General features: G+C 74.6%; 6 protein-coding genes. 4 read left to right on the top strand and 2 right to left on the bottom strand.

The window, feature by feature from the left end:
• The first annotated feature begins 169 nt into the window (after positions 1–169).
• Positions 170–2728, top strand: coding sequence for an NAD-dependent DNA ligase LigA (gene ligA / locus GVV76_RS08180; protein WP_159626302.1), 2559 nt, complete (start codon positions 170–172; stop codon positions 2726–2728).
• Between the two features lie 77 nt (positions 2729–2805).
• Here the strand turns inward: ligA and GVV76_RS08175 are convergent, their stop codons facing one another.
• Together GVV76_RS08175 and GVV76_RS08170 are read right to left on the bottom strand one after the other, a co-directional pair.
• The gene (locus GVV76_RS08175) at positions 2806–4089 is read right to left on the bottom strand and encodes an ABC transporter permease (RefSeq protein ID WP_236263324.1); all 1284 of its coding nucleotides are present in this window, start codon (positions 4087–4089) and stop codon (positions 2806–2808) included.
• Complete coding sequence (locus GVV76_RS08170; protein WP_159626300.1) at positions 4086–5057, bottom strand: ABC transporter ATP-binding protein; 972 nt, start codon at positions 5055–5057, stop codon at positions 4086–4088. The genes GVV76_RS08175 and GVV76_RS08170 overlap by 4 nt, the downstream gene beginning before the upstream one ends.
• Here GVV76_RS08170 and GVV76_RS08165 point away from each other — a divergent pair.
• The 3 genes from GVV76_RS08165 to ftsY all read left to right on the top strand — a co-directional run bounded on the left by GVV76_RS08165 (position 5007) and on the right by ftsY (position 11544).
• Complete coding sequence (locus tag GVV76_RS08165) at positions 5007–6368, top strand: alpha/beta hydrolase (protein WP_159626298.1); 1362 nt, start codon at positions 5007–5009, stop codon at positions 6366–6368. The genes GVV76_RS08170 and GVV76_RS08165 overlap by 51 nt on opposite strands.
• Before the next feature lie 85 nt (positions 6369–6453).
• The gene (locus tag GVV76_RS08160; RefSeq protein ID WP_159626296.1) at positions 6454–10308 is read left to right on the top strand and encodes a chromosome segregation SMC family protein; all 3855 of its coding nucleotides are present in this window, start codon (positions 6454–6456) and stop codon (positions 10306–10308) included.
• A gap of 33 nt (positions 10309–10341) precedes the next feature.
• Positions 10342–11544, top strand: a complete 1203-nt coding sequence (gene ftsY / locus GVV76_RS08155) for a signal recognition particle-docking protein FtsY (RefSeq protein WP_159626294.1) — start codon at positions 10342–10344, stop codon at positions 11542–11544.
• Positions 11545–12505: the final 961 nt, after the last annotated feature.

Below are 12505 nucleotides of genomic sequence, written 5' to 3'. Positions count from 1 at the left end.
CACGAGAGTGCGCCCCGGGGCCGGTCCCGCGCTCGGCCACTGTGGATGAGCACCCGCTGGGGCTGCATGGCGCCCCCGGTGGTTCACGGCGGACCGCGAGACGACGGCGCCACTGCTCCCGGGCGACCGCCGTCCCCGGGCGGTGACGGGCATGGGGGAGGATGGGGGCATGACTGAGCGAACCGCGCCCGCTGCGCCCGCCGTGCCATCAGCGCCGTCGTCCCTCGACGAGCAGCTCGACGCCCTCCTGGCCTCCCCGGGGCTCGCCGGCGTCCCCGAGGCCGACCGTCTGCGCTGGGCCGGGCTCGTGCGCGCCATCGAGGCCGCCCGCGCCGACTACTACGACGTGGTCGAGAACGCCCCCGAGAGCGCGGGCGCCGGCACGGGGATCATCGTCTCGGCCATCTCCGACGCCGACTACGACGAGCTCTACCGCCAACTCGAATCCCTCCAGGACACCCATCCGGCCCTCGACAACGCCCTGTCCCCCACGCGCGCCGTCGGCGGCAGCGCCACCCGGGGCTTTCCTCCCGCCACTCACCACGAGCGCATGTACTCCCTGCAGGACGTCTTCAGCCCCGAGGAGGTCGGGGAATGGGCCGCGCGCATGAGCGCCGCCACCGGGCGGGCCGATGCCGACCTCGCCATGACCGCCGAGGTCAAGATCGACGGCCTGGCCATCGCCCTGACCTACACCGATGGGCGCCTGACCCGCGCCGCCACCCGCGGCGACGGCATCACCGGCGAGGACATCACCGCCAACGCCCGCACCATCGACTCCATCCCGGAGCGCCTTACCGGAGTCGAGCCGGGCGCCCCCAACGGCGCGGGCCTGCCGTCCCTCGTGGAGATCCGCGGCGAGGTCTACTTCCCCGTCGAGGAGTTCGAGGCCTTCAACGCCGCCAGCCGCGCCGCCAACGAGAGGGCCGAGGCCGACTACGCAGCCGGGCGCGCCACCCGCCGGCCCAGCGCCCTGCCGGTCTTCGCCAATCCCCGCAACGCCGCCGCCGGATCCCTGCGGCAGAAGGACCCCCGGATCACCGCGGCCCGGCCCCTGGCCTTCATCGCTCATGGCATCGGCGCCATCACCCCCGCCCCCGGACTCGACCTGCCCCCCAACCAGCACGAGTGGTACGAGCTCCTGGAGCGCTGGGGGCTGCCCACATCCCCCTACAACGCCGTCGTGCGCGGCGCCGCCGAGCGGCAGGCCTACATCGACCGCTACGCCGAGCACCGACACGACCTGCTCCACGAGATCGACGGCATCGTCTTCAAGCTCGACGACCGCTCCCTCCAGGACGAGCTCGGGCACACCTCCCGCGTGCCCCGCTGGGCCACCGCCTACAAGTACCCGCCCGAGGAGGTCCACACCCGCCTGCTGGACATCGATGTGCAGGTCGGCCGCACCGGGCGCGTCACCCCCTTCGGGATCATGGAGCCCGCGCTCGTCGCCGGCTCCACCGTCGCCCGCGCCACCCTCCACAACGCCGCCGAGGTGGCCCGCAAGGGCGTCCTCATCGGCGACATGGTGGTGCTGCGCAAAGCCGGCGACGTCATCCCCGAGATCCTGGGGCCCGTGGTCGCCCAGCGCGACGGCACCGAGCGGCCCTTCGTCATGCCGTCGGCCTGCCCGTCCTGCTCCACCCCCCTGGCGCCCGCCAAGGAGGGGGACGTGGACCTGCGCTGCCCCAACACCCGCTCCTGCCCCGCCCAGGTCACCGAGCGCATCGCCCACATCGGCTCACGCGGCGCCCTCGACGTCGAGGGCCTGGGGGATGAGGCCGCAGCCGCCCTCACCCAGCCCGACGCCGGGCGCCCCGAGGCCATCGCGGCGCTCGCCGCCGGGGCGCGCCTGCACACCGAGCGGGGCCGCTTGCGCCTGCCCGCCGCTCAGCTCGACGCCCTCCACCCCTCCCAGCGCGCCGACGCCGTCGAGGCTCTCCTCGCCGAGCACGGCATCATCGAGCAGGATCCCGCCATCGTGGGGGAGGGGGAGCTCTTCGACCTCACCGCCGAGGACCTGCGCGACATCATGGTCTGGCGTCCGGTCACCACGCGCGGGCGCCCCACCGGCGACTGGCGCCTCGTCCGCTACTTCTGGACCAAGCCCACCCTCACCAAGGACGGCGAGGTCAAGAGGCCGACGACGCCGGCCAAGAACGCCACCGCCATGCTCTCCCAGCTCACCGCCGCCAAGGACCAGCCCCTGTGGCGGGTGCTCGTGGCCCTGTCCATCCGCCACGTCGGTCCCACCGCCGCCCGCGCGCTCGCCGCCCGCTTCGGATCCCTGGACGCGCTTCGCGCCGCGAGCCCGGAGGAGCTGGGAGAGGTCGAGGGCGTGGGCCCCACCATCGCCGCCTCCTGGATCGAGTGGATCGGCGTGGACTGGCACGCCGAGATCCTTCAGCGCTGGGCCGCCGCCGGGGTGCGCACCGCCGACGACGCCGCTGACGGCGAGGCCCCCGCCCGCACCCTGGAGGGGCTGACCGTCGTCGTCACCGGCGCCCTGGAGGGCTTCACCCGCGACAGCGCCAAGGAGGCCATCGTGGCGCGCGGCGGCAAGGCCGCCGGAAGCGTGTCGAAGAAGACCAGCTACGTCGTCGTCGGCGCCAACGCCGGCTCGAAGGAGGCCAAGGCCCGCGACCTCGGCCTGCCCGTCCTCGACGAGAGGGGATTCAACGCCCTCCTCGCCGGTGGGCCGACGGCCCTCGACGCCATGGGTGCGTGACGGAGCGGGAGACTGATCCGCGCGGCCGACCCGCGCGGCCATCCCCCGCCCCGCCATGCTCGTCAGGGCCTCCAGTTTCAGGCCGCGCGGCGCAGGACCTCCCTGAGCGGGACACGGCTGCCGGTGCGGGTGACCGCCCGGGCGTAGACCACCGAGCCGAGCTTGACCAGCAGGATGGTGGCTAGGAGCGTCGCCGCCATCGTGATGGCCTGCTCAGCGGGGGAGGAGACCCCCAGGATCTGCCTGGCCGGCATCATGTAGGGGGAGAACAGCGGGAAGTAGGACAGCGCGCGGTACAGCGTGGAATCCGGGTCCCCCTGCATCATGAAGATCGAGGCCATGTAGGGGATCATCCCCAGCATGAGCAGGGGCGTGGTGACGCTGGGGGCGTCCTCCTGCCGGCTCACCAGCGCCCCGGCGGCGCCGTACAAGGAGGCCATGAGCACGAAGCCGAGGACCATCCACGTCATGATCAGCGCCATCGTGCTGTTGATGGGGATGTCCACATCGTCGAGCAGCCCCACGGTCCTCGCCGCGGCCGCGCCGACGATGCCGATCAGGGAGAAGCTCACGATGGTCGCCGCGCCGATCCCCAGGATCTTGCCCGCCAGCAGGGATGTGGGGCGAACGCAGGCCAGGAGGATCTCCACGATCCGGCTCGCCTTCTCCTCCACGACGCCCATGGCGAGCATCTGGCCACCACCCATGATGACGGACAGCAGGAGGATGTCCGCGGTCAGCAGGAAGGCGTAGCGCTGGGCGAAGCCCTTGTCCTCGTACTTCGGAGGGGAGACGGCGTCGACCTCGGGGGTCGCGCTGGCCAGTGCCGTCGCCACCGCGGAGGGATCGCCGCCCAGCCGCGTGATCCGGTCCGACAGGGCCGCCTGCTGGAGGACCGCGGTGATGCCCGCCTTGACCTGCTCGCTCGCCTTCTCGTGGACGCGCAGGACGGGGGTGGCGCCCGTGAGATCAAGGATCATGTCCAGATGCGCGACCTCGTCATCATCCGCGGCCAGGGCGGCCGTCGCAGCCTCTCCTGTGGGATCGCCCTCGAACTGGCTGACCGCGATCACGGCGCCCTCGGAGTCGGTGACCTGGCTCAGGCCGGGCAGGGCGGCGGGGCTCGCCCCGGCCACCGCCACGCGGTAGGCCTGATGGTCGCCACCGGTGAAGAGGCTGAATCCGATGATGCCCCCCACTACGACCACGAGCATGACGATGACCGAGATGAGCCACGGCTTCTTCGACATCTGGCTCTTGAACTCGCGCGCGGCGACGAGCCGGATCTCCTGGGCAGAGCCCATGGCGGCCCCGGCGGGGGCTGCCACTGACCGCGGCGGGGCGGTAGGCGAGGCGCTCATGCTCGCGCCTCCTTCTTCTCGGAGGACTGGGCGGCGGGGGAGGGGGCGGCCAGGACCTCGCGGAACACCTCGGTCAGGCTTCGGCGCGCCTGGCCGAGTTCGCGAAGCGCCCCGAGGCGGGTGGCGACGGCGAGCAGCGCCTGCTCATCCGGCCCGCCGCAGGTCAGCTCCAGGGTCCCGGGAAGCCTGCCGGGCGCCGCGGCGGGCTCCGGCAGGGCCGCCATGGCCGCAAGGGCGGTGGCCTCGTCCAACCGGGCGGCCTCGACGACGGCGCGCCAGCGGTGCCCTCCGGTCGCCCGCAGCTCCTCGACGGTGCCGTCGGCCACGAGCCCGCCCGAGCGGATGATGATCACCCGGTCCACGAGCCGCTCGACGACGTCGAGCTGGTGGGAGGAGAAGAGCGTGGGGACTCCAGCGGCGGCGCGCTCGCGGATGACATCGGACATGACCTCGACGGCCACGGGGTCCAGGCCGGAGAAGGGCTCATCGAGGATGAGCAGCGCGGGGTCGCCGACGAGCGCCGCGGCGAGCTGGACGCGCTGCTGGTTGCCCAGTGAGAGTTTCTGCACGTCGTCGTCGCGCCGCTCGGCGACGCCCAGGCGCTCGGTCCAGGCGTCCGAGGAGGCCTGGGCGGCGCTCTTGCTCAGGCCGTGGAGGCGGCCGAGATAGGTGAGCTGCTCCCCCACCCTCATCTTGGGGTAGAGGCCGCGCTCCTCGGGCATGTAGCCGATGCTGCGGCGGAAGGAGGCATCGAGCTCGACTCCATCCCAGGTGGTGGTGCCGGAATCAGCCTCGAGGACGCCCATGGTGATGCGCATGGTGGTCGACTTGCCCGCGCCTCCGCTCCTCCTGGGGGAGGGGAGCGTTGCCCGCCGCCACCGGATGGCCGGGCGCCGGGGGCTCGGTATTGTGGCACCGTGCCGACCATCAAGGCGATTGCTGAGGAGACGATGCCCGAGGACCCCCATCCCCGCCGGGGCCCCGGGGTCCGCTCGCGCCGTCGGGAGCGGGCCGGTCGCGCCATGGGGCGGAGCCGCTGCCGGAGGCGCGACGCTCTCGCCCTCATCGGCGCCTGTGCCATCTGCCTCCTCTCCCTCGGCGCGATCACCGCCATCCCCGTGCTGTCCTACTCGCTCATGCTCGGCGCCTGGGGACTCGACGCCGCGGCCGTGATGGCGCTGCTCGCCGTCGTGGCCGGCTACCGGGCCCTCCGGCGGCGCCGCGAGCCGGGGGCGCGGATCCGCGTGGCGACGGCCGGGCTGGTCTGCCTCGCGCTGGCTATCACGGGGTGGATGGGGGCCGCGCAGATCCGCTTCGCCCACGCGCAGGGAGTCGATCTATCGGTCCTCGGCCTCACCGGCATCGGGCAGTGGGGGCGCGGCCCCGATGCCGCCCCCGTCGTCCTGACCGACGCCGCCAGCCGCCAGACCCTTCGCGCCGGGATCTGGTACCCGCGGGGCAAGGCCCCGGGGGACGGCGGGGAGAAGGCCCCGATCGTCGTCCTCCTGCACGGCGGCGGGTGGCGCACGGGGGATCGCGATAACCCCATGACGCGCATCCAGGCGGACTGGCTCGCCGACCAGGGCTATGTGGCGATCGCCCTGGAGTACCCGCTCTCCCTGAGGGACACGCCCACATGGGAACTCGCCCAATCCCGGCTCGTGTGCTCACTGGCCTGGGTGGGCGCCCATGCCGGGGAGCACGGCGGGGACCCGGGCAGGCTCGCCGTCGTCGGGGACTCCTCCGGCGGGCACCTCGCCCTGGAGACGGCCTACCGGCAGGCCCTGGGGGGCCTCGACCCGAGCGGGCCCGACGCCCCGACGGACGCCGATGGCGAGACGCTGCCGGCCTGCCAGGGGAACGTGCCCACGATCCGCGCGGTGGCGACGACCTATCCGATCACCGACCCCGCGGTCTTCCACGACAACCCCGACCCGATCCTGTCCGGGCCTGTGGCGAGCCGGGCCCGCCTGTACGTGGGAGGCGGACCCGCGCAGTACCCGGAGCGCTACGCGTCCATCGACCCCGCCCGCAAGGCCGCGGCCGCGGGGGCCGCCGCCCCGCCGGTGCTCATCGTCCACGGCGAGGGGGACCACGTGGTACCCGTGAGCGGGACGAGGGACCTCGACGCCGTCCTGGAGGCGGCCGGCGCCCGCCACGAGACGATCATCGTGCCCTACGCGGATCATGTCTTCGACCTCAATGGGGGCTCCGTGGCCTCCCAGATCTGGCGCGCCAAGACCCTTCAGCTCCTGCGCGGGGCCGGCATGGGGGCGTGACGGCGCGGCGGCGCGCGGCGCCGGTGGCGGGGCGGGGCCCCGGCCTGGTCGGACGGCGGTCGGCGGCGGGCGGTATCGTGGGGCCGTGCACCTCAAGACGTTGACGATCAAGGGCTTCAAGTCCTTCGCCTCGTCAACCACGCTGCGCCTGGAGCCCGGCATCACCGCCGTCGTCGGCCCCAACGGCTCGGGCAAGTCCAATGTCGTCGACGCCCTGACCTGGGTCATGGGGGAGCAGGGCGCCAAGAACCTGCGCGGCGGCACCATGGCCGACGTCATCTTCGCCGGCGCCGGGTCGCGGCCCGCGCTCGGGCGCGCAGAGGTCTCGCTGACCATCGATAACGCCGACGGCGCCCTGCCCATCGATTACTCCGAGGTCACCATCACCCGCACCCTCTTCCGCGGAGGCGGCTCGGAGTACCAGATCAACGGCGCCCAGTGCCGCCTCCTCGACGTCCAGGAGCTCCTGAGCGACACCGGCCTGGGACGCCAGATGCACGTCATCGTCGGCCAGGGGCAACTCGACGCCGTCCTGTCCGCCACCCCGGAGGATCGCCGCGGCTTCATCGAGGAGGCCGCCGGCGTCCTCAAGCACCGGCGCCGCAAGGAGCGCGCCCTGCGCAAGCTCGACTCCATGGCGGCCGACCTCGCGCGCGTCGCCGACCTGGCCAACGAGCTCCACCGCCAGCTCGGGCCCCTGGCCAAGCAGGCCGCCGTCGCCCGCCGCGCCCGCACCATCCAGATCGAGGTCCGTGACGCCACCGCTCGGCTGCTCGCCGACGATGTCGTCGCCGCCCAGCAGCTCCTCGAGGCCGGCCAGGAGGACACCGCCGCCGTCACCGCGCGCCGCGCCGCCGCCGAGGAGGCTGAGAAGGCCGCCCGTGATCGCCTGGCCGGGCTCGCCGAGGTCGAGGCGGGCGCGGGTCGCAGGCTCGCCGCCGCCACCCAGGTGTGGGAGAGCCTCACCGGCGCCGCCCAGCGGCTCTCCTCGCTCGCCGACATCGCCGCCGAGCGGGTCAGGGGACTGGCCAACGCGCCCAAGCCGTCCTTTGGCACGGACCCTGAGGAGTTGGACCGGCGCGCTGAGGCCGCCGCCGCCGAGGAGGCTGAGCTCGCTGAGCGGATCGAGTCGACCCGCAGCGCCCTGGCCGCCGCCACCCAGGAGCGGGCGGAGGCCGAGGCCGCGCAGAGCGCCGCCGAGAGCGCGCTTGCCGCCCTTCAGCGCCGACAGGCCGAGCATCGGGAGAAGGTGGCGCGCGCGGGTGGCCGCCTGGCCTCCGCCCGCTCCCGCCACGAGGCCGCCACCGCCGCCCGAGAGCAGGCCCGCAGCGCCCTGGCCGCCGCGGAGGAGCGGCGGGCTGCCGCCCAGGCCGCTGTGGAGGAGGCCACTCCCGGGGCCGGCGAGGGCCCCGCCCCGGATGAAGGCGCGCCGGGGAGCGCCAGCGCCGAGCAGATGGAGGCCACCGCCCGTCACGAGGCGGCGACGGCGGCCCTCGCCTCCGCGCGCGACGCGCTTGCCGCCGCGACCGAGGCCCGCTCCCAGGCGGCCTCCGAGCAGGCCACCTGGGCCGCCCGCCGCGACGCCCTGGCGCTGTCCCTGCGGGCGGAGGACGCCACCGCCGAGCTCGCCGAGGCCGGACTGGAGGGACTGCTCGGGGCGCTGCCCGAGCACCTGAGCGTCGACAAGGGCTGGGAGAACGCCATCGCCGCGCTTCTCGGGGACCTGGCCGCAGCCGCCCTGGCCACTGACGAGGCCGCGGCCATCGGCGCCCTGGACCACGCCCGCGGGGCCGAGGCCGGAGCGATCCGGCTCATCATCGCCCAGGAGGGGACTGGCATCGACGGGGCCGCGGATGCGCCTGAGCCCCCGGTGGAGGGGGGCGGGACCGGTCTCGATCGTGATTTCGACCGGTCTCGGCCCGTAGGGCCGGTGGAGGGAGCCATCCCCGCCAGTGACCTGGTCGCCATCCAGGCGGGCACCGCGCAGCGCTCCGGCCTGCGGGCCGCGCTCGACCGTCTCCTCGCCGGGGCGTGGGCCGTGCCCGATCTGGAGACCGGCGTCGCGGCGCGCGCCGCCGACCCGCGGGCAAGGGTCGTCACCCGCGACGGCGACATCCTGGCCCCCGGATGGGCCGCCGGGGGCGGGCGCGGCTCGGCCAGCGTCCTCGAGCTCGCCGCCGCCCATGACGAGGCCGCCAGTCGGGCCGAGGCCGCCCGTGAGGCCCAAGAGGCGGCGGAGACGGCCCTGGCGGGGGCCCGCCAGGCCGAGGAGGCCTGCAGGCACGGCCTCACCGCCGCCCTGGAGCAGCTGCGCCGCGCTGACGCCGAGGCCGCCCGCGAGGCCGAGGCCCTGGCCCGCCTCGCCTCCGCCGCCCACGCGGCTACCGAGGAGGCCGGGCGCGCCAGGCGCGTCCTGGAGCGAGCCGAGGAGGAGGCCGCTCAGCGCACCGCCGAGCTGGCCGCCGCCTCCACCGCCCTGGCCGAGATCGAGCAGGGCCGCGGCTCGGGCGCCCCCGACGGTGAGGAGGGCGCCGCGGCAGGGGCGCCGGTGGACGCCGAGGCGGCCATTGAGGCGGCCCGGGCGCGCCGCGATGAGGCGGCCGAGGCGGCCACCGCCGCCCGCGCCGCCGAGACCGATGCCCGCCTCGCCCTGCGCACCGCCGAGGAGCGCGAGCGCTCCGGGCGGGGCCGCTCCGACTCCCTGCGCCTGGCCGCCCGGCGCGAGCGCGAGTCCCGGGCAGCCGCCGAGCGCGCCCAGGAGCGCCGGGCTCGGCAGCTCCTCGTGGCCCAGCGGGTGCGCGATGAGGCGCGGCGGGCCGCCGAGGCGGGCCGCGAGTGGGCCGCCGAGGCGGCGGATCGGCGGGCCGCCGTCGAGGCGGAGCGCACCGAGTCCCTGGAGGCCACCCGGGAGGTCCGCGATGAGATCGACCGCCTCACCAAGGAGATCGCCGCGCTCACCGACGCCGCCTACCGGGAGGAGATCGCCCGCGCCGAGCACCGCACCCGCCTGGAGGCCCTGGCCGAGCGGGCGCTGACCGAGCTCGGGCTCGAGCTCGACCCCCTGGTGGAGGAGTTCGGACCGCATATGCCCGTCCCCGAGATTGGGCAGGACGACGCCGAGCCGGCGCCAGGCCCGTCAGAGCCTCCCGGCGCCTGTGAGCCGGGGGCCGCCGAGCCGGGGGCCGCCGAGCCGGGGGAGGGGCCCGGCGCGCGGCGCGCTCCGCGGACCCCGACGGCCCGCCCCGGGCGGCCCTACGCGCGCGCCGAGCAGGAGAGGCGCCTGGCCCGCGCCAAGCGCGATCTCGCCCGCCTGGGCAAGGTCAACCCCCTGGCCTTCGAGGAGCACGCCGCGCTGGCGCAGCGTCACCGCTTCCTCGCCGAGCAGCTCGCCGACCTCAAGCGCTCGCGCGCGGATCTGCTGGGGATCGTCGAGGAGATCGACGCGCGCGTGCAGGAGGTCTTCACCTCCGCGTATCAGGACACGGCCCGTGAGTTCGCCTCTGTGTTCGACCGCCTCTTCCCCGGCGGCGAGGGCCGCCTCGTGCTCACCGACCCGGGCGACATGCTCACCACGGGCATCGAGATCGAGGCGCGCCCGGCGGGCAAGAAGGTCAAGCGCCTCTCCCTGCTCTCCGGCGGGGAGCGCTCGCTCGCGGCGGTGGCCCTGCTCATCGCGATCTTCAAGGCGCGCCCCTCGCCCTTCTATGTCATGGATGAGGTGGAGGCGGCCCTCGACGACACGAACCTGGGGCGCCTGCTGGAGATCTTCACCGAGCTCCGCGAGTCCAGCCAACTCATCATCATCACCCACCAGAAGCGCACCATGGAGGTCGCCGACGCCCTCTACGGCATCACCATGCGCGACGGCGTCACCCAGGCCGTCTCCCAGCGCCTGGCGCGCGATCGGGGTGCCGGCGGCGCCCCGGCCACCGGGGGCTGACACGGGGCGCGGGGCATCGGGCATGATGGGGGCATGGACCCGATGCTCATCGTGATTGCCGTCCTCGCCGTCCTCACCCTGGTGGGGGGGCTCTGGCTCGTCTCCGGCCGGCGCCGCCGCGGCCAAGCGCCCCCCGAGGTCAGCGCCCACAAGCCCCTGGATCGTGATCAGGCCCTTCCCACCGCCGGCCCTGAGGGGGCGGGGGAGCGGCCAGGATCCCCCGGCGAAGCCCCTGGGGCAGGGGAGGGCGCCGGGGGCGCCGTCGCCACCCTGGAGCGGCCCGAGTCCATCCCCGGGCGCATGCAGCGCCTGCGCGCCCGCCTGGCCGGCTCCGGGGGCTTCGGCAAGGCCGTCCTGTCCGTCCTGTCCCGCGGCGACCTGTCCGAGTCCGACTGGGAGGAGATCGAGGACACCCTGCTCACCTCCGACCTCGGCGTCGAGGTGACCATGGAGCTCATGGATGGGCTGCGAACCCAGGCCAAGGTGCTCGGGACCTCCGACCCCGAGGCCATCCGCGGCGTCCTGCGTTCCGGGCTCCTCGAACTCGTCGACCCCGCCATGGACCGCTCCCTCAACCTCACCCGGCCCGCGCCCGCCGAGGGCGCTGACCTGCCCGCGGGCGCCGCGCCCGCCGCCGCCATCCTCATGGTCGGCGTCAACGGCACCGGCAAGACCACCACCTGCGGCAAGCTCGCTCGCGTCCTCGTCGCTCAGGACAAGGCCGTCGTCATGGGCGCCGCCGACACCTTCCGCGCCGCCGCCGCCGAGCAGCTGTCCACGTGGGGCCAGCGCGTGGGCGTGGAGGTCGTCCGCTCCGAGCGCGAGGGCGCCGACCCCGCCTCCGTCGCCTTCGACGCCGTGCGCGCGGCCGCCGGCCAGGGCGCCGACGTCGTCCTCATCGACACGGCCGGGCGCCTCCAGAACAAGGCCGGCCTCATGGACGAGCTCGGCAAGATCAAGCGCGTCATGGGCAAGATCGCCCCGGTCGGCGAGATCCTCCTCGTCCTGGACGCCACCACCGGCCAGAACGGCATGCGGCAGGCCCAGGTGTTCTCCGAGGCCGTGGGCGTGACCGGCATCGTGCTCACCAAGCTCGACGGCACCGCCAAGGGCGGCATCGTCGTCACCGTCCAGCGCGAGCTCGGCGTTCCCGTCAAGCTCGTCGGCCTGGGCGAGGGGGCTGACGACCTGGCCCCCTTCGATCCCGAGGGCTTCGTCGACGCCCTCCTGGCCTGAGGACGGGCGCCGACGGGCGCCGGTGGGCGCCGCCTCAGTCCCGCGCCCGCCGTCCATGACGATGACACGCCGCTCCCGGGCCGCCGCGGCGGGGTCATGGGCGATCACGAGGACGCAGGTCCCCTCGGAGGCGATCGGGGCGAACCAGTCCAGGACGATCCGCGCTGAGACGACATCGAGCGCGTCCGTCGGCTCATCGGCCAGGACGATGGCCGGTCGGGAGACGAGGACGCGGGCGGATCGCCACCCGCTGGCGCTCGCCGCCGCTGAGGCGCTCGGGCAAGGCCCCAGCCTGGGTGGCGATCCCGACGTGCTCCAGGGCGGTTCCGTTCCAACCCATCGGCAACTGAGCGTCCTGCGATCCTGCGCCCTCGCCCCCGGGATACCGTCTGCCCCCGGGGATACCGTCTCGGCCCGGCGTTGCGGTCTTGGTTTCCAGATACCGTCTCGGCCCGGGGATACTGTCTGCCCCCGGGGATACCGTCTCGGCCCGGCGTTGCGCCCTCATTCTCGCAGTTTGAAGCGGTTTCTGCGGGGTGAGGCGGTTTGTGCGGGGTGAGGCGGTTTGTGCGGGGTGAGGCGGTATCCCGGGGGCGGCTCGTGCTCGCTCGTGGGCCGGGGGGCGAGCCATCATGCCGACCACCGCTGGCCCAGTCACCAGCGCTCCTTCGGCCAGCAACCACCAACAAGGTAACGGGCCTGGCGGGGATCGCCCAAGGATGGTGACCGTCGTCGGCGAGCTGGCCATCGACTCCCCGGTGGGCCGGGGCGCGATGATCCGCCTGAGCGCGCCAGCCGCCCTGCCGTGGTGAGCCGACGGCGCGCTGGCCAAGCGCGTGGCGCATATCCTCGTCGAGCTCGATCTGCCTCCCGAGGAAGGGAATCGGCGAGTGCGCGCCGTCCTCGGCTGGTTGAGGGCCACCGCTTGACCCTCACGCGGCGTGAGGCGGCAGGCTGCATC

The sequence above is a fragment of the Actinomyces sp. zg296 genome (assembly GCF_009829695.1).
Lineage (GTDB): Bacteria > Actinomycetota > Actinomycetes > Actinomycetales > Actinomycetaceae > Actinomyces > Actinomyces marmotae.
This window is presented reverse-complemented; position numbering and strand designations above follow the sequence as displayed.

Excerpts from the sequence above, each read along its gene's own strand:
- ligA (WP_159626302.1), top strand. The coding sequence starts at position 170 with ATGACTGAGCGAACCGCGCCCGCTGCGCCCGCCGTGCCATCAGCGCCG.
- GVV76_RS08175 (WP_236263324.1), bottom strand. The coding sequence starts at position 4,089 with ATGAGCGCCTCGCCTACCGCCCCGCCGCGGTCAGTGGCAGCCCCCGCC.
- GVV76_RS08170 (WP_159626300.1), bottom strand. The coding sequence starts at position 5,057 with ATGGGGGTCCTCGGGCATCGTCTCCTCAGCAATCGCCTTGATGGTCGG.
- ftsY (WP_159626294.1), top strand. The coding sequence starts at position 10,342 with ATGGACCCGATGCTCATCGTGATTGCCGTCCTCGCCGTCCTCACCCTG.